Below are 17500 nucleotides of genomic sequence, written 5' to 3' on the forward strand. Positions count from 1 at the left end.
TCTGCAGCAGCACAATCGAAATTGAGCGTTCAATAAGGCCAGTCCAAGTGTCCTAAGTGGTATATGGCGTGTTTTCGCCGGCATATCGACATTCTTAGATCGCGTTGCCATCCCTCAAAGTGCGAGCGACAGCCTTATCACCACTATCCTCATTGCACCTTCTATGCAAACAACTGGTGGCGGCGATCTGGATTACGACGTCCTCATCATCGGCAGTGGGCCAGCGGGCTTGAGTGCTGCTCTCCAGTTAGGACGCTCGCTACGCAGTGTCTTGGTCTGCGATAACGACGAGCCTCGCAATGGTCCGGCAGCTGAGGCCCACGGATACCTGACTCGGGACGGCATCGCACCACAAGAACTCCGCCAGCTCGGCCGTGAGGAAGTAGCGAAATACGGTGGTGAGTTCCGAGATTCGCAGGTGACGGACGTCACCAGAGACGAAGATGGATTCGCGAGCACATTCGATTCCGGCGAGACGGTCACGAGTCGGAAGGTGATTCTAGCGACTGGTGTCCGCGACGTGCTTCCTGATATCGATGGGTTCGAAGAACTGTGGGGCAGCGGCGTGCATCACTGTCCCTACTGTCACGGGTACGAAGTTCGTGATGAACCACTCGGAGTTCTCGTCAATAACCAACACATGCTCGAATATGCCAAGCTCATCTACAATCTGAGTGAAGACTTAGTAGTGTTCACTGATGGAAACGATATCTTTGATAAGGAAACTATATCGGCGTTCGTCGAACGAGGGATCGGGATCGAAGAGGAGCCGATTACCGCACTAAATGGGTCCGATGACAAACTCGAAAGTATTTCACTCGCGGATGGCCGCGACGTAGCTCGCCACGCTCTGTTCTACCCTCCGCCGATGGAGCAACACAGCGAGATTCCAGAACAGCTTGGTCTCGAAGTGAATCAGGCTGGACTCGTCGATACAACGCGGTCTCAGCATGGAATCGGGTTCACGTCGGTCGAGGGGCTATTCGTTGCAGGTGACGCCTCTAGCGGCGCTCCTCCGTCGATAGCATCTGCAGTCGCCGATGGATACGCAGTCGGCACGACCGTGAATATGGAACTGTCCAAGAAAGATTTCGAAGAAGGGTGGCGATAATGGACGAGTCCCTTCAGGACCTCGCCGATCAGTTCTCACAGATAGCCAGTCACTACGACGACAAACACGGCAGCGAAGAGAAGCCGATCTACAATGCGTGCGCCTCGCTCGTCATCAATCACGCCGACCCACGTCCCGACGACATGGCTCTCGATATTGGAACAGGCACGGGTCTGATTGCGTTCGCGCTCGCGGAGAACGCCGAGTACGTCGTCGGGCGCGACATCAGCGAAGGAATGCTGGAGCAGGCGCGGTCGAAAGTCGCTGACAGAGGTATCGGGAACGTGGAATTCGACTACGGCGAGTTCCGCGACCCGCATTACGACGGAGAGATAGACGTCGTTGTCTCGAACTTCGCATTACACCACCTGACCGACGAGGAGAAACGCGAGGCCATCGAGGCCATCGCCAGTCTCGGCCCGCGCCGATTCGTCCTTGGCGACGCGATGTTCTTCGATTCGCCTGCCCCCGAGGAACCTTTGTTCGGCCACGGGGTTGACGCAGCGACCGTCGGCATGCTCGTGGACGTACTCACCGACGCCGGATTCGTGCTGACGGCGGTTGAGCGCGTGCACGATCAGGTGGGTGTCCTTGTCGCAGAACTGGCTGGTGACGATACAGAAGGAGATACCGACACTTGAGCGTCCATACGTGGTGATCGAGCGCTGACTGTGAAACTGGTTCGAAGCGGTCTCGCTGGCAGAAGCGATGACTGTCCGTCAATCGCCGATTGATTTTCTCAGGTGCGACCAGTTTGGCTGTACGCGAATTCCTGTGAAAACCACTCTCTCGTTTGCTATCGAACGAAAGCAAAATCAGCCCATTCGACCGATAATCGCCACGTCGTCGGGCGATTATTTCGCGTCAAATGTATGGGCGCTACAGGATTTGAACCACGGTCACAGCACAGCTGCTCCCTGATTCAAATCGTTCGCGGATATGATTTGCTCCTCACGTCCGTTCGTCGCAAAATCATGGGCGCTACAGGATTTGAACCCGTGACAGCTTGGTCCGAAGCCAAGTACTCTGTCCAGACTGAGCTAAGCGCCCGCACCCCTTCGTATCCGGTGGTTCCGTATAAGTCACTCGATTTTCACCGGTTCCGACAGCCCCCATCACACCCCGCCATTCCCACCCACTGAAAACCACCTCGAAGGTCTTGTCCCAGTACTTCCAATCCCCGCTAATGACAGCCGAGTTCACCGCGGCCGACGATCACGGTCCGCCAAGTCCCGACGAATCTGAACCTGAACTCGAGTTCAGAACGGACGAGACGGGGGCGGTGACGGTGGTGCCGGTGGACGCGACCGCGCTCGAGCGGGAGGAGGCGTGGCTGACGGTTTCATCTGGCTTGTGTTGTGAGCTTGGGGCTTGGCGGTAGCGGGTCCGATATCGGTGTTGGTGCCGGTGTCGGTGTCGATACCGGTGCCGACGCCGACACCGACGATGACGATACTACTTATGGTAGGCGCACACGGGAGACACACCCCGGCTGCGCCCGCGGATCGTACCGTTTAACCGGTCGGCCTGAGCAGTATCGCCAATGACAGCGGGGGAGACGATCCGCGGGCTGGCCGAGTTGACGCGGCCGGTGAACGTGCTCGCCGCGAGCGTGTTGACCTTCATCGGCGCGTTCGTCGCCGGTGGTGTCACGACCGAGACGCCGGAGACAGTGACAGCGGTCGCGGCGACGGGACTTGCAGTCGGTGCAGGAAACGCGATCAACGACTACTTCGATCGGGAGATCGACCGGATCAACCAGCCCGAGCGGGCGATCCCACGCGGTGCGGTGAGCCCGCGCGGCGCGCTCGCGTTCAGCCTCGTTCTGTTCGTCGCGGCCGTGGCGCTCGCCCTGACGCTCCCGCGATCTGCGGTTGCCATCGCAGGGATCAATCTGGTGGCGCTGGTGGCCTACACCGAGTTCTTCAAGGGATTGCCCGGGCTGGGGAACGCGCTGGTAGCCTACCTCGTCGGGAGCACGTTTCTGTTCGGCGCGGCGGCGGTCGGCGAGATCGGGCCGGCGGTTGTCCTCTGTGCGCTGGCGGCCATCGCGACGCTCACCCGCGAGATCATCAAAGACGTCGAGGACGTGGAGGGCGACCGCGAGGAGGGGCTGAACACGCTGCCGATCGCGATCGGCGAGCGCCGCGCGCTCTACGTCGCCGCGGGGCTGCTCGCGATCGGCGTCCTCGCGAGTCCGCTGCCCTACGTCCTCGGGCACTTCGAACTCGCGTATCTGCTCGTAGTGATACCGGCGAACGCGATCATGATCGTCGCGGCCTACGAGAGTTTCGAGGACCCGACCGCGGGTCAGTCCCACCTCAAGTACGGAACCTTTCTCGCCGCACTCGCGTTCATCGTCGGCCGTGCGGCGCTCGAACTCGAGTTCGGCTGGTTCTAACGAGATAACGAGACGGGAGGCGGACGCCGAACGAAAAGACGAAGCCATTCAACTGTCCGGAACTCGTAACCTCGTGTATGCCACTCGAATCGGACGCTGCGCTCCGGGAAATCCTCGGACTGGAGACGATTGCGGTGGTCGGCTGTTCGCGAACGCCGGGCAAGGCGGCCCACGACGTGCCGGCGTATCTCAGGGACCACGGCTACGACGTGATTCCGGTCAACCCCTTCGCGGACGAGATTTTCGGCAGAAAAGCCCTCGATACGCTCGCGGACGTGGAAGACGAGATCGATATCGTCTGTCTGTTCCGGCCGAGCGAGGAAGTCGCCGGAATCGTCGAGACGGCGCTCGATCACACGGACGCCGACGTGATCTGGACCCAGCAGGGCATTCGAGACGACGAGGCGGCCGCCCGTGCCGAGGAGGCGGGCCGGCAGGTCGTGCAGGATCGCTGCATGAAAGTCGAACACCGGCGGCTGCACGCCGAATCGTCGCGTGTTTGAACACCGGGGGGTACCACCGACAGAGACTTACATACCAGTAGACTACACAAGAGACGTACCTATGTGTGACCGGTCCGGGAACTGCTCGAACGACGGGGTCTGTCAGCTCGTCCTCCGAAACCGGACGACGGGCATGGATGTCGTCGAACACCACTGCAAGGCGCATCTCGTCCTTCGGGTGTGGGAGGTCGAACGCGACGACGAACTCGAGGTCGTCGACGCGACGACGCTCCAGCAGTCGTCCGCGGCGGATGAGCCCGTCGGTCAGGAACTCCACTCCTCGAACGAGCGGTAGATCCCCTTCGAGAGATAGCGTTCGCTCGAATCCGGAAACACAGTAACGACCGTGTCGTGCGTCGCGTCGAGTTCACCGTCGGCGATCTCCTGGGCGACGTGTTTGGCGGCGACGCTTGCGGCTCCGGCGCTTGAGCCGACCAAATGACCTTCCTCACGCGCGAGTCGCTCGAGTTCGTCGTGGGCGTCGCGGTCGGAGATCGGGTAGACGGCGTCGACGAGTTCGGGATCGAACAGTTCGTTGGTTTCGACGTTGTGGGTGCCGATGCCTTCGATTTTGTACTCGCTTTCCTCGCGGTCGTCGCCGAGGAGTTCGCCGTAGACGGAGCCCTCGGGTTCGACGGCACCGACGATGGTGTCCGGGTCCTGTTCTAACGCGTAGCGGGCGATGCCCATGAGCGTGCCCGCGGTGCCACAGCCGGCGACGACAGCACCGACCTCGCCGTCGAGGGCGTCGTAGATTTCGGGGCCGGTGGTGGCGTAGTGGGCTTCGGTGTTGAGCGGGTTCGAGAACTGCTGGGGGACGACGGCGTCGTCTAATTCGTCGGCCAATTCGTGGGCGCGGGCGATCGCACCGTCCATGCCGTCCTCGGTCGGGGTGTTGATGACTTCCGCACCGAGGGCGGCCATGAGTTGCTGTTTTTCGACGCTGAAACGTTCGGGGACGACGAAGATAGCGTCGAGACCGAGTTGCTGGGCGGCGGTCGCAAAGCCGATGCCCGTGTTCCCGGCGGTCGGTTCGATGATCGTGCCGCCTGCGGTGACGTCGCCGCGCTCGAGCATGCGTTCGAGCATGTAGCGGCCGATTCTGTCCTTGACGCTTGCACCTGGGTTGAACGACTCGAGTTTCGCGTAGATCCGGACGCCCTGCGGGCCGTCGCGGATGCGAACGAGCGGGGTTTGCCCGATCGTCTCGAGCACCGAGTCCAACGGTCGCTCGTGGGTCGTCATCGTGCTGGCAAATGTTGCCACTGTTGTTAGGTCTTCCCTTTGTGGTCGACCAGTCGCACTGCTCGTCGGGTGCGGACTTCGCAGGCGGTGAGACGTGCGGGGACGAGGACGGACGGGTGCTACTCGGCGGTCGTTTCGCTCGGCTCGGTATCAACGGTGTCCGTGGCCGTGTCGTCGGTCGCTGTGGACTCCTCGTCGTCGAGTTCAGCTTCGTCGATTGCGGCTTCGGCGAGGATTTGCTCGCCGTCGATGCCCTGTTCCTCGGCGAGGGCGAGTAGCAGTTGGCGTTGTTCGGAGAGTTGGTGGTCGATGCGCTCGACTGTATCGTGCGTGTCGTCGACCTCTCCTTCGAGGTTCGTGATGCGCTGTTGCAGTTGCTGTACCTGCTTGTACATCGCTTCGGCGCGGTCGGAGAGGCCTTGAATCTTCTTTGCGGTGCTGCCGAGTCCCATGTGTCAGTGATGCATCGGCTGGCTAATGGGCTTTTTCCTCCGACCGGCGAACGAAACGAGGTCCCTGGAGCACGCGTTGGCAACGGCCAAGAACCATACCGTCGCCCGGTGTCGACTTTCTATCTGACCGACTACCGACGATCGGCTATCGGCCGCTGGTCACCGGCTGCCAGTCATCGGCCACCAGCCACCAGCTATCGACCGCCGGTACCGACTACCGGTTATCGGATCGCTCGCAGGTGAACGCACATGGTAACACTGACCCGACGAATACTCGTCTACTTGGCGTCGCTGCTCGCCCTGATCGCGCTGTACACGGCGACGTACCAGTGGGGAATGGCCGTTTACGAGGGCGAGTCGCGCACGTGGTATCAGGCGTTCGAGATCGTCGTACAGTCGATGACGACCACCGGCTACGGCCAGGACGCACCCTGGGAAAGTCTCTGGATGAACGTTCTGATGGTGCTGATCCAGGTGACCGGTATCGCGTACATCGCAGTCGCGATTCCGCAGTTCATCACGCCGTGGCTTCGACAGGTAGTCCAGCCCGCCCCACCCGCCGAAACCGAGGCCGTCGCCGACCACGTCGTCATCATCGGCTACTCCGACAACTGCGAGCGACTCGTCGACGAACTCGGGGCAAACGGGACGCCCCACGTCGTTCTCGAGGGCGAAACGGAGCGCGCCCAGACGCTTCACGAGGCGGGACTGAGGGTCGTCCACCGCGACCCGTCGACGGCGGCCGGACTCGAAGCCGCCCGACTCGGGGACGCCCTCGCCGTCGTCGTCGACGCCACCGAACGAGAACTCATCAGGGCCGCCCTCGCGATCGAACGGTACGAGCCGACCGCGACCGTTCTCGTGCTCGTCGCCGCTCCTTCCGACGCCCGATACTTCCGCTACGCCGGCATCGATGAGGTCCTCTCGCCGAAACACCGGCTCGGAAAGGCGCTCGGCGACAAAGTCCGCGACGTCGTCACCCTCGACATCGAGGCGGAGGCCGACTTCGAAGCGGTGTTCGATATCGTCGAGTACCACGTCGATCCCGGGTCGGACCTCTTCGGCGAAACCGTCGCCTCCACTCGACGGCTCGAACAGACCGGTGCGACGGTCCTCGGCGCCTGGATTCGGGGTGATTTTGTGACGCTTCTTCCGGAACGCGTCCGCGTCGACGAGAACACGTCGCTGCTGGTCGCCGGCACCGAAAGCGAACTCGACGGCGTCGCCGAACGAACCGGCACGCCGGGCAGCCACTATCAGGAGCTGGGAGACCCCGTCATCGTCGTCGGGACCGGCCTCGTCGGCACCACGGCCGCCGGCACCCTCGTCCGGGCCGGTCTGGAGACGACCGTCGTCGACACCGAACCCGCAGAACGGGTCGACGTGGTCGGCGACGCCACTGAGGAGGAGACGCTGCTCGAGGCCGGTATCCGGAACGCGCGAACGCTCATCCTCGCGCTCGATAGCGACGAAAGAGCTATCTTGACGACGCTCACCGCCCGCGCACTGAACCCGAATCTCGACATCATCGTCGGCGCGAACGCGACGACGAGCGTGGCGGTCCTGCACACGGCGGGCGCGGATGACGTCCTCGCCCTCCCCAACGTCGCCGGGCGAATGATCACCCTCCGCATTTTCGAACACGAAACGATGACCCTCGGTGATCGTCTCCGCGTTGCCCGTATCAGCGCACCGGCCCTCGCCGGCGAAGAACTCTCGGCCGCGGATGTCCGACTCGAAACCGGCTGTACCGTCGTCGCGCTCAATCGGGACGGAACGTTTTTCTCCACCCCTGACGGGAGAGAACTCGAGCCGACGGACGTACTCGTCGTCTCCGGCACCGGGAGGCAGATCCGCGCGTTCCGGGAGCGATACGGTGCAGAGGAGGACGACTGACCGCGTCGTTTGCGGTCGCCTCCGCGGCGGGGGATCCTCGCGCCGTCTCGGGGTTCTCGAGACGAAAGGTCCTTAAGTACAAGTCACATACAGGCAAGTGGATAGGTCGGGCAGTTAGGCCCTGCTCATCACCCGCAGTATGGCCTTTAGCGGGGACCAAACACCGCGGGCGTCCGGTCAGACCGGCCGGGGCCTCGGGAGCCAACGTGGAAGCCTCGTCCGTCGGGGACAGCGGTCTACGGTGGCCGTCCGCAGGGACGTCCCATCGTGGTTAGTCGGCGACAGCCCATCAGGCGCGGAAGCGAGCAGTGGACCGCCGGACACCTGTCGCTCGACGGGTCGCGGGGTGGAGGAGGCAACCGAGATTCCCCCGGCCGGAACGCCGGGCAATCGCGGCTTCCACATTCATACTTCATCTGCCGTCACATCGATCCGGAGCGGTGGCGCTGACGAGTGCCTGCTGTGTCTCCGATTCGACCCACGCAGTCCTCCAGCCGTAGCATTCGCCAAGACCACAATACGATTAGTTCCCCGGGGCGTGGCGTCCGTATGATCAGCCTCGCGCTCTCGATTCGACAGGCCGATTGCCCGTTGAGCGTGGCGAGTTCAGCGGCCGAGGTCGCGTTCGTCACGCCACACTGGCACTACGATCACGACCGATCGCAGCTCGAGTTGCGCATCCTCGCCGACGGGAGCGACCGCGCGGCCGTCGAACGCGGCTTAGACGTGATTCGGAGCCACGACGAAACCGACTCGTTCGAACTGCTGGCAAAGCGGGACGACACCGCCCGCGTTCACCTGACGATGGGGACGACCGACACGATGGGAACGGTCGTCGCCAACGGCGGCTACCTCACCGCACCCTTCGAAAACGTCGACGGAAGCGAGCGCTGGGAGATCGGCTTCGACGACGCCGCCGCCGTGGAGCGAACGCTCACCGTTCTGGCCGACCTCGACGACGAGTACGAGATCCACAGCCGAGAGCGGGTCGATCCAACGACCGTCCTCGAAGACGTTCGCGCCGACACCGTCGGCCGAACGGTCCTCGACGGTGCCCGGCGGCTCACTCCGACCGAACGCGAGACCATTCACCGCGCCGTCACCGGCGGCTACTACGACGTCCCGCGCGAGGCCACGCTCGGCGACCTCGCAGCTGAACTCGGGGTCTCGGACGCCGCCGTTTCGAAGACGCTCCGTCGGGCCGAACGGAAGCTCCTCGTTTCGGCCGTCTCGGCCATCGGACCGGTCGAGCAGTCCGACCACGCCGAACCGAACGGCGGGCGCTGAGCCGACCGGGGTTAACATCCTAACGAGAGCAGCCATTCTCGGGCAGTCCATACTCCTCCGCGTTCACACTGTGTACCGGAACTCCGTTTCACTGCCATCGATATCGACGTATCTGTTCGCACTGGCACCGCTTACCGCCGCAGCGCTCTGGGGCGGCCTCTACGGCGTGAGCAAGTGGGGCTTCGACGCCATCCCGCCGCTGACGCTCGCGTTCTTGCGCGTCCTGGTCGGTGCAGCCACGCTGTTGCCCGTCGTCCGCCTTCGGTACCCCCGGCGCGAGTTCACCCGCCGCGACCGCCTCGGCTTTCTCACCCTCGGAGCCGTTGTCGCCGCCTCGCTCGCAACCCAGTTTCTCGGCACCGCGTTCACGACCGCGAGCCAGGGGTCGCTCATCACCGTTCTGACGCCAATCTTTACCATCTTGCTCGGCGTCGTCCTCCTCGGCGAAGTCCTCTCGGTGCGACGAGTCGCCGGCATCGCGACCGCGACCGCCGGAACCGTCATCGTCCTCTCCGGGCAGTACCACCTCACCGAACTCGCGGGGGTCGCAACGACTGGGATTCTCATGCTCTTGCTCACGAGTGCGACCTGGGCGCTTTATACGGTGCTGGGAAAGCCGTTAATCGAACGCTATTCGGCGTTAGAAACGGTAACGTACTCCTGCGTGGCTGCCGTGCCGATGCTGGCGGTTCTCGTCCCGTTCGAGTTCACCCGGACGGGGACCTCGCTTCGCGCGATCGAGTTCACGCCTCAGGTGATCCTCGCGGTGCTCTATCTCGGGGTTCTGGGGACGGCAGTGGCGTGGTATTGCTGGTACAAGGGGTTGGAGTTCGTCGACGCGAGCGTTATCTCGGCGTTCTTTTTCATCCAGCCGATCGTCGGTGCGGTCTTCGGAGCGACGTTGCTCGGTGAGTCGCTCGGCTCGCGGTTCGTCCTTGGCGGGATCGTGATGGCTGTCGGCGTCTATTTCGTGTCGACGGAGTCGAATCCGTAATCGCCAATCGTGTGAGTCTGGCGACTATCGGCCGCCAGCACCATCGCTTTCGATTGATCCGAACACCTACCGGTGCATGACGGCCGTATGCCCGCGCGTCTCGATCAGGTCTGCGCTGACGCGGTCTGCAAGCGTCTGTGCTTTCTCCTCGGTCGGGCTCCCGGCGCGGGCCGCACGGAGGAATTTCACTTTGACGAGGTCGCGGTTCGAGAGTTGATCGTTGAGTTCGTCGACGACGGCATCAATGCCGCTTTTGCCGACCCAAACCGTGACATCGACATCGTGGGCCTGCTCTTTGAGTCGCTGGTTGTCCATACGCCACGTATCGTATCCAGGTGGTTAATCCTCTCGAAGGAGCGCCGCTCGAACCCCGCTCGAACACCGCGAGTTCGGTAGTTCGCAAGTTCGTCACTCGGGACTCGCGTCGGCTGCCGACTCCGAATCGGCTGTCGCCGTCCCGGCTTGCCGATCGCCGTACGGATATCTGGCGTGTGCGCCGCACTCGCAGGTGATCACGACGTGGCCGTCCTGAAGCCGAATGCGGGCGTTCGCGCCCGGCCGAAGATACGCATCGCAGGCATCGCAGGTGAACCGCCGGAACTCGCGGGGCAGCGTCAGACGGTTTCGTTCCGCCACACGCCGAGCCAGACGCACGTAGTACCGCGCCCGGTCATCCTCGCCATCGGCTGCTGCCGCTCGAGCGAGTTCGTGTAGCCGGTCGATCCGCTCTGCGGCAACGGTCATACTGCTGGTTGGACGCCACGACCTATTGGTGTTGTGTTCTGCCACTAATCCGGGCTGTACCGATGCTGATCCCAGGGAACACCGCGATCACACACGTCTAGTTTCAACCAACGTTCAAGAGAACATGGTTTCGAAGCGTTTTATACTGGGGGTGTTGACCCTTTGAAGTGTACGACTGATCGAACCGTCCTACTACGGAACCGAACTCGTGGCACGAAGGTCCCCCACAGTTTAACGAGATGAACCGTGATCGTTCCCCAATCCCTCCCTGCACGTTCGACGATTGGCTCTCCCGCACTCGACTCACCGGTCCGACTTGCTGGGTCCGGTCGCTCGATGAGATGTGACGTGCGAGCGCGCACAATGTCCACAGATTCTTTACACTCGAAACCGATGTCCAACCGACTGTTAGCCGATACCCGACCGAGGTGCACCGAATCGATATGAACTCACCACTAGACGACTCCGACGAGTCCGCCGAGGGGATTAGTCGACGGGCGATGCTGGCCGCCGGCGCGACTGGCCTCTCGATTGGAGCGAGCGGCTGTATCAACCGCGTCCAGAGCGTCGTCGACCCGAAGAGTTCGAACGGGATATCCGTCTCCATTCTCACACTGCCCGGCGCGGATGGCGACAGAGAAGGAGCCCAGATCGCACGCCATCTCGAGCAGAATCTTCGCTCCGTCGGCATCAACGCAACGATCAACACGCGATCGCGATCTGAACTCCTCGAGACGGTCCTGCTCGAGCAGGATTTCGATATCTACGTCGGGCGTCACCCGGCCGACTTCAATCCCGACTTTCTCTACGAGGCGTTACACTCGACCTACGCGTACGAAAGCGGCTGGCAGAATCCGTTTAAGTTTATGGACCCCTCTTTCGATGGCGAGGTTCGATTTATGGACCCCTCCTTCGATAGCGCCCTCGAGCGACAACGCACTGTCGAGGGAGCGGAGCGCGAGGAAGCTATCGCCGAACTCCTCTGGCGGTTCGCCCTCGAACAACCGTTCATTCCGGTCTGTATTCCGAACGAGTATCGGCTCGTCCAAACGGATCGCTTTAGCGGATGGGAAGATGGGCATCTCGCAACCCGGCTCGGTTATCTCGGACTCGAACCGGCAGCGGACGTCGAGCAGCTACACGCGCTGATCACCGACGCTCGACCGACGCGAAACCTCAATCCACTCTCGGCGACGGCCCGCGAGCGAGGGACCATTACCGACTTGCTGTACGACTCGCTTGCGACCTACGAAGAGACGGACGACGACAGCGAGAGCAACCTGAGACCGTGGCTCGCAGCCGACTGGGAGTGGAACGGATCGACCGCGACGATCGAATTGCGCAAGAATTGTACGTTCCACAACGGCGATCCGCTGACGGCTCAGGATGTCGAGTTCACCTATCGGTTCCTCGCTGACACGACGCTCGGTCGTGCACCAGAGGCCTCGCCGGCACCGCGCTATCGCGGCCAGGTCGCTGCGGTAGACTCGATCACCGTCGAGAACGACTACCAGCTGACAATTTCATCCTCGACCAGTCCCGAAGTTGCCGAGCGTGCGTTTACGGTACCGATTCTGCCACGACGCATCTGGTCGGAACGCGTCGATAGGCGTGTGACCGGAAACGACGAGTTCTCACCGCCGCAGGGGACCTGGTCGCTCGTCACAGCCAACAACATTCCACCGGTCGGAAGCGGCCCCTTCCAGTTCGCCGACCGGAGTAAGGGAGAGTTCTTGCTCCTCGAACGCTTCGAGGACCACTTTTCGGTGGGTACAGACGGCGTTCCGGAACCGACTGTCCCCGAACTTCGTCTCGAAGTCGACCCGGGGACGGCCTCCTCTATCGACCGGATCACAAGCGGCGGGGCGGACATGACGACGGCCCGCCTCGAGACGTACGCTCTCGGTGGCATTTCGGATGACGATCCAGTCGAGCGGGTCGAGGATACGTCCTGGACGTTCTACCATATCGGGTTTAATACCCTTAAAGAGCCGTTTAGCAACCCCCGCTTTCGCCGCGCCGTCGCCCGACTGGTCGACAAGGGTTGGATCACCGAAACGGTCTTCAACGGCCACGCACGACCTGTCGCCGCGCCCGTCGCCGAGAAATGGACACCTGATAGTGACTCCGAGGTCGACTCGCTCGTCTGGGAGGACAAAGACCCCGTCACCCCGTTTCTCGGAACCGACGGCGAACTCGATGTCGAGGCCGCCAGGTCACTGTTTGCCGAAGATTACGAGTACGACAATGACGGAAACCTGCTGAGGTAACACAATGCTCACGCAGCTTCTGTTGCAGGTCGCCGTCGCTGTTTCGATCCTCCTTGCAGTCGGACTCGCGGGCGTCGTTGGTCGGGACCGCCTCTCACTGCTCCGCAAGGAGTGGAAGTCTCGCCTTCGTACCAGCGCACCTGCAATTGCCTTGCTCCTTGCAATCTTGCTACTCAATCGGATCATGCGACAGCAGGGACGCGGCCTCTCCCAGACCTACGGCGTCCACATGACCGAGGTGTTTTACACCATCGAGGGCGAGTTCGTCTTGCTCTTTCAGGCGATCGCCTCGCCCGAAGCGAACACGTACTTCTCGATCAGCTACGTCTACGGCTATGTCTTTTTGCTCATCTTCCCGGTCATTGCGTACGCGGCACTGCCGAAGACGATCGACTTTCGGCGGCTCCTGATAGCCTACTCGCTCAACTATGCGATCGGTCTCGTCTTCTACATCCTGTTTATCGCCTATGGCCCGCGAAACGTGTTTGTCGAAGAGCTTACTCAGACAATGCTGTACGACAACAATCCGCAAGTACAGTATCTCACCACCGAGGTCAACCGGAACACAAACGTCTTTCCCTCGCTTCACACCTCCCTCTCAGCAACCGTCGCCGCGTTCGCCTACCAAACCCGCTCGACATATCCTCGATGGTTCCCCATCGCTGTCTGTCTGAGTATCAGCATCATGATCTCGACGATGTATCTGGGCATTCACTGGGGTATCGACGTGCTCGCCGGCCTCGCACTCGCCGGGTTCTGTGTTGCCCTCTCGACCTATCTCGTCGATCGGTGGTCACTTATAGTGATCTTCGAACAGCTCCGCGAGCGAGTTCACGAGTACCGTGATACCGTGACGACGCCATCGCAGGATAACTCGTGAGACAGCGATCGGATACCGTTTCGTTAGCCGGCCGTTCTGAACTCACACGGATACCAACGTGGAACAGCGGACAGCGCAATACTGTTATATCGTCCCCGGCGAACTGTGGCAACGGACGATATGAGTGATTCCCCACCGTCCTCCAGCCCGGACCGCCGCCATACCCCGTCCGAAGGTCGCGATAACGGCGGTCTCAGCCGTCGGGCAATGCTCGCCGCGTCGGTCGGCCTTTCCGTATCGACCAGTGGCTGTCTCCGACATGTCCGCAGTATCGTCAATCGAAACGAGGTCGAACAGCTCTCGCTGACGATTACGACGCTTTCTGCCGATGGAGATAGGGAGAGTATCCAGCTCGCACAGGATATCGGCGCGACACTGGAAGCCGCCGGAATCGACATCGAAATCGATATGCAGTCACGGGAGGCGTTTCGTCGCAGTGTCCTGATTAACCACGACTTCGATATCTACGTCGGTCGTCACCCCGGCGATATCCGCCCGGACTTTCTCTACGAAACCCTTCACTCGAAATTCGCTGACGAATCAGGCTGGCAGAATCCGTTCGGCTTTACGAATCTCACGTTCGATACGTATCTCGAGCGCCAGCAGCGCGCCGACGGCGAGGAGCGCGAACAGGCCGTCAGCCGGACCCTCGAAGCACTCGCGCTCGAACAACCGTTCGTCCCCATTTGCGTTCCACACGAGTTCAGACTCGCTCGAACCGATCGGTTCGACGGCTGGAAGCAAGGCCATCTCGCAACCCGCATGGGATATCTCGGACTCGATCCGCCGACGGCGGAAGAGGCAGTGCTACGGGCGGTCCATACGGATTCCCGGCCGTCGCAGAACCTCAATCCGCTCGCAGTGGAGTTTCGAAATCGAGGGCTGGTCACGGGATTGCTGTACGATTCGCTTGCGGTACCGAGATGGAGTGAGGATGGGACGGATGCTGGTGGGAGCGACGAGGAGACGGACGGTGTCGAGGAAGACGGCGATCGGACATATTCTCCGTGGCTCGGGGCCGATTGGACGTGGAACGAGAACGAGACCGAGGCCGAGAACGAAGATGGGGACGAACGCACCGAGAACGGTAACAGCACCGATACCGATACTGATACCGATATCGAACTCAATCCCGATGCTGATCTCGAGCCCACTGGCACGCTGACCGTCACGCTTCGAGAGGACTGCCAGTTCCACGACGGCCACGAACTCACCGCCGACGATGTCGCCTTTACTATCGACTTTCTGTCCGATACGACACGGGACGACAGCGAGTTCCCCGCGCCGTCGCCACGCTATCGCGGTCACGTCGATCCGATCGCGGACGTGGTCAAGCAGGGCGAATACGAACTCGAGTTCACCTGTACGGCGAGCGAACCGGTCGCCAAACGCGTCCTCGAGATCCCGATTTTACCTGCTCACATCTGGGACGAGCGGACCGAGACGGCGAGTATCCCAGCTATCACCGTCGCAGACGGAACGACGGAAGCCCTCGTCACCGATAATCTGCCGCCGATCGGAAGCGGCCCCTTCCAGTTCGAAAACCGGACCCAGCGCGAGTTCGTCACGCTCGAGCGCTTCGACGAGCACTTTACGCGACGCGAGTCCGTCGCGCTCCCCGAGCCCAGCGCCGAGACGCTCCGAATACGGATCGATCCGCGGAGTACGTCCGCGATCGAACTCGTCGAGAGCGACGAGGCGGACGTGACGAGTCTCGCCCTCGAATCCTACGTCGTCGACGACGTGCTCGCAGCCGAAAGCGAACGCGAGCAAACCAGCGACTCGGATCCGCTCGAAGTGATCGAGTCGGCGACGGGATCGTTCTACCACCTCGGTTTCAACGCGCGGACAGCACCGTTTTCCAATCCGCGGTTCAGACGGGTGATCGCCCGGTTGATCGACAAAGAACAGTTAGTCTCGGACGTCTTCTACGGTCATGCACGGCCGGTTGCCGCACCCGTCACCCGGGAGTGGACACCCGAATCGCTGGCGTGGACGGGGACCGACCCCGAGACGCCGTTCCTCGGGACCGACGGTGAACTCGATGTTGAGGCGGCACGAGCGGCGTTCGAGGAAGCCGGGTTTCGATACGACGACGAGGGGCGGCTTCGGGTGAGATACTGATGCTCACACAGGTCCTCGTCCAGTTGGTCGTCGTCGTCACGCTCATGATCGCCGTCTCCGTGGCTCTCTTCGTCGGCCGCCGCCGACTGCAAGTGACGCGCACGGAGTGGCGAACCCGTCTTCGCGCTACGGCACCCGTGTTGGCCGTCCTCGCCATCGTCTTGCTGTTCAACAGTATCGCCAGACAGATCGTTCCCGACCTCTCGTGGATGATCGGCTGGAACCTCACCTGGGCCATCTACGACATCGAGGGCCAGTTCATCCTCTGGCTACAGTCCTTCGAGACGCCGGCCGTGACGGCCTACTTCTCCTTTATCTACATCTACGGCTACGTCTTCGCGCTCACCTTTCCGGTCGTCGCCTATTTCGCCCTCTCAGATACGCGCCCGCTCCGCGAACTGTTGGCCGCCTACACGCTCAACTACACCCTCGGACTCGTCCTCTATGTCTTCGTCATCGCCTTCGGACCGCGGAACATGATGCCTGAACTCGTCGAGGCGCTGCTGTACGATACGTATCCGCAGTATCAACACCTCACGCGACAGGTCAACCGAAACACGAACGTCTTCCCCTCGTTGCACGCCTCCCTCGCGACGACCGTCACCCTTCTCGCCTACCGAACTCGAGACCGGTATCCGACGTGGTTTTACGTCACTCTCGGATTGGGAGCCTCTATCGCGCTCTCGACGATGTATCTGGGCATCCACTGGGCGATCGACGTGCTCGCAGGCATTGGACTCGCCTACATCAGCGTCAGTCTCGCCCGCGTACTCGTCGACCGCTGGTCCGTCTCCGCCTGGATCGCCTCGATTCGGGGTCGGGACGCGGACGATGATCGCGAGATGGATTCGAGTTCAGATCACACCTGATCGGTGTCGTCGCTGACGGTCGAGGGTACGCCGATGTCAGGTTAGCATTCGGCATTTCTGTGAGGTGTGAGGAGCGGAGGTGTGAGTGTGAGTGTGAGTGTGAGTGTGAGTGTGGGGTGTGGAGTGTGAGTGTGAGGAAACGGGCTGTCGTAGGAGGAACACACACTGACTGTGAAAAGTGGGTTCGAGTGTGAGTCTCGAAGGAGTCGCGTACCGAACCGTGGCTTCCGGCAACTGTGAGCGATCAGTTATCAGTTGTCAGTTATCTTCGAGCGCGTCCGCGATCCGCTTGAGCGCGCGCGTCTGGTCGCGCATTTCGTCGCGGAGTTGGCGAACCTCGCGGACGAGTTCTTCGTTGCCGACTTCGTCACTGCCGCTGGGACCGCCGGGACCGCCGCCCATGCCGCCGGGACCGCCGGGGCCGCCGCCCATCATGCCGCCCATCATCTGTGCGAACGGGTTTCCGCCGCCGCCCATGCCGCCAGGACCGCCGCCGCCACCGCCGAACGGGCTCTCCGGGGGCTCACCCTCGCCTTCGCCCTCTTCGGCGCGCTTTTCGCGGATTTCCTCGACTCGTTCACGGAAGGACTTTTCTTCCCCGTCGTTTGCGTCGGCGTCACCGTTGTCGTCGACAGCGGTATCGGGTTCGTTTTCGTCCGTCATACCCCCAGATTCTGGACCGCCGGGGAAAAGGATTGTTATGTTTTCGGGGCTGCTGACGTGT

General features: G+C 61.9%; 18 protein-coding genes, 1 tRNA gene and 1 other RNA gene. 14 read left to right on the forward strand and 6 right to left on the reverse strand.

The window, feature by feature from the left end:
- The first annotated feature begins 163 nt into the window (after positions 1 to 163).
- Complete coding sequence (locus tag SM755_RS03965) at positions 164 to 1111, forward strand: NAD(P)/FAD-dependent oxidoreductase (RefSeq protein ID WP_323171535.1); 948 nt, start codon at positions 164 to 166, stop codon at positions 1109 to 1111.
- On the forward strand, positions 1111 to 1752 hold the full coding sequence (locus SM755_RS03970) for a class I SAM-dependent methyltransferase (RefSeq protein ID WP_323171536.1): 642 nt from the start codon (positions 1111 to 1113) through the stop codon (positions 1750 to 1752). Before SM755_RS03965 ends, SM755_RS03970 begins: the two co-directional genes overlap by 1 nt.
- A 334-nt stretch (positions 1753 to 2086) precedes the next feature.
- Here SM755_RS03970 and SM755_RS03975 read toward each other — a convergent pair.
- A tRNA-Arg gene (locus tag SM755_RS03975) sits at positions 2087 to 2161 on the reverse strand.
- A 136-nt stretch (positions 2162 to 2297) separates the two neighbouring features.
- Between SM755_RS03975 and SM755_RS03980 the strand changes: the two genes are divergently transcribed.
- The 4 genes from SM755_RS03980 to SM755_RS03995 all read left to right on the forward strand — a co-directional run bounded on the left by SM755_RS03980 (position 2298) and on the right by SM755_RS03995 (position 4310).
- A complete protein-coding gene (locus SM755_RS03980) occupies positions 2298 to 2492 on the forward strand; it encodes a hypothetical protein (protein ID WP_006664062.1) in 195 nt (64 codons plus the stop codon).
- Between the two features lie 162 nt (positions 2493 to 2654).
- Positions 2655 to 3512 (forward strand): geranylgeranylglycerol-phosphate geranylgeranyltransferase, encoded by an 858-nt coding sequence (locus tag SM755_RS03985; RefSeq protein WP_323171537.1) that lies wholly within the window; start codon positions 2655 to 2657, stop codon positions 3510 to 3512.
- A 77-nt stretch (positions 3513 to 3589) separates the two neighbouring features.
- Positions 3590 to 4015, forward strand: a complete 426-nt coding sequence (locus tag SM755_RS03990; RefSeq protein WP_323171538.1) for a CoA-binding protein — start codon at positions 3590 to 3592, stop codon at positions 4013 to 4015.
- A 61-nt stretch (positions 4016 to 4076) separates the two neighbouring features.
- Positions 4077 to 4310 (forward strand): hypothetical protein, encoded by a 234-nt coding sequence (locus tag SM755_RS03995; RefSeq protein WP_006664059.1) that lies wholly within the window; start codon positions 4077 to 4079, stop codon positions 4308 to 4310.
- On the opposite strand, the gene SM755_RS04000 is transcribed toward SM755_RS03995, so the two are convergent.
- Both SM755_RS04000 and SM755_RS04005 read right to left on the reverse strand, forming a co-directional pair.
- Positions 4280 to 5260: a PLP-dependent cysteine synthase family protein gene (locus SM755_RS04000; protein ID WP_323171539.1), complete on the reverse strand. Its 981-nt coding sequence runs from the start codon at positions 5258 to 5260 to the stop codon at positions 4280 to 4282. The genes SM755_RS03995 and SM755_RS04000 overlap by 31 nt on opposite strands.
- A gap of 119 nt (positions 5261 to 5379) precedes the next feature.
- On the reverse strand, positions 5380 to 5712 hold the full coding sequence (locus SM755_RS04005) for a DUF5798 family protein (RefSeq protein ID WP_323171540.1): 333 nt from the start codon (positions 5710 to 5712) through the stop codon (positions 5380 to 5382).
- 249 nt (positions 5713 to 5961) lie between these two features.
- Between SM755_RS04005 and SM755_RS04010 the strand changes: the two genes are divergently transcribed.
- The 4 genes from SM755_RS04010 to SM755_RS04025 all read left to right on the forward strand — a co-directional run bounded on the left by SM755_RS04010 (position 5962) and on the right by SM755_RS04025 (position 9889).
- Positions 5962 to 7608, forward strand: coding sequence for an NAD-binding protein (locus SM755_RS04010; protein WP_323171541.1), 1647 nt, complete (start codon positions 5962 to 5964; stop codon positions 7606 to 7608).
- A 94-nt stretch (positions 7609 to 7702) separates the two neighbouring features.
- Positions 7703 to 8014: signal recognition particle sRNA (gene ffs / locus SM755_RS04015), an RNA gene on the forward strand.
- A gap of 143 nt (positions 8015 to 8157) precedes the next feature.
- The gene (locus tag SM755_RS04020; RefSeq protein WP_323171542.1) at positions 8158 to 8895 is read left to right on the forward strand and encodes a helix-turn-helix domain-containing protein; all 738 of its coding nucleotides are present in this window, start codon (positions 8158 to 8160) and stop codon (positions 8893 to 8895) included.
- A gap of 70 nt (positions 8896 to 8965) precedes the next feature.
- Positions 8966 to 9889, forward strand: coding sequence for a DMT family transporter (locus SM755_RS04025; RefSeq protein WP_323171543.1), 924 nt, complete (start codon positions 8966 to 8968; stop codon positions 9887 to 9889).
- Positions 9890 to 9955: 66 nt separating this feature from the next.
- On the opposite strand, the gene SM755_RS04030 is transcribed toward SM755_RS04025, so the two are convergent.
- Together SM755_RS04030 and SM755_RS04035 are read right to left on the reverse strand one after the other, a co-directional pair.
- Positions 9956 to 10204, reverse strand: a complete 249-nt coding sequence (locus tag SM755_RS04030; protein WP_323171544.1) for a YhbY family RNA-binding protein — start codon at positions 10202 to 10204, stop codon at positions 9956 to 9958.
- A gap of 93 nt (positions 10205 to 10297) precedes the next feature.
- The gene (locus tag SM755_RS04035; RefSeq protein ID WP_323171545.1) at positions 10298 to 10633 is read right to left on the reverse strand and encodes a ribonuclease P protein component 4; all 336 of its coding nucleotides are present in this window, start codon (positions 10631 to 10633) and stop codon (positions 10298 to 10300) included.
- Between the two features lie 443 nt (positions 10634 to 11076).
- Between SM755_RS04035 and SM755_RS04040 the strand changes: the two genes are divergently transcribed.
- The 4 genes from SM755_RS04040 to SM755_RS04055 all read left to right on the forward strand — a co-directional run bounded on the left by SM755_RS04040 (position 11077) and on the right by SM755_RS04055 (position 16776).
- Positions 11077 to 12903 (forward strand): ABC transporter substrate-binding protein, encoded by a 1827-nt coding sequence (locus SM755_RS04040; protein WP_323171546.1) that lies wholly within the window; start codon positions 11077 to 11079, stop codon positions 12901 to 12903.
- Between the two features lie 4 nt (positions 12904 to 12907).
- Positions 12908 to 13783 (forward strand): phosphatase PAP2 family protein, encoded by an 876-nt coding sequence (locus SM755_RS04045; RefSeq protein WP_323171547.1) that lies wholly within the window; start codon positions 12908 to 12910, stop codon positions 13781 to 13783.
- A 207-nt stretch (positions 13784 to 13990) separates the two neighbouring features.
- Positions 13991 to 15907, forward strand: coding sequence for an ABC transporter substrate-binding protein (locus SM755_RS04050; protein ID WP_323171875.1), 1917 nt, complete (start codon positions 13991 to 13993; stop codon positions 15905 to 15907).
- The gene (locus SM755_RS04055) at positions 15907 to 16776 is read left to right on the forward strand and encodes a phosphatase PAP2 family protein (protein ID WP_323171548.1); all 870 of its coding nucleotides are present in this window, start codon (positions 15907 to 15909) and stop codon (positions 16774 to 16776) included. Before SM755_RS04050 ends, SM755_RS04055 begins: the two co-directional genes overlap by 1 nt.
- Positions 16777 to 17034: 258 nt before the next feature.
- Here the strand turns inward: SM755_RS04055 and SM755_RS04060 are convergent, their stop codons facing one another.
- On the reverse strand, positions 17035 to 17439 hold the full coding sequence (locus SM755_RS04060) for a hypothetical protein (RefSeq protein WP_323171549.1): 405 nt from the start codon (positions 17437 to 17439) through the stop codon (positions 17035 to 17037).
- Between the last annotated feature and the right edge of the window lie 61 nt (positions 17440 to 17500).

Origin of the sequence: Natrialba sp. PRR66, from assembly GCF_034808065.1 — an archaeon.
Taxonomy (GTDB): domain Archaea; phylum Halobacteriota; class Halobacteria; order Halobacteriales; family Natrialbaceae; genus Natrialba; species Natrialba aegyptia.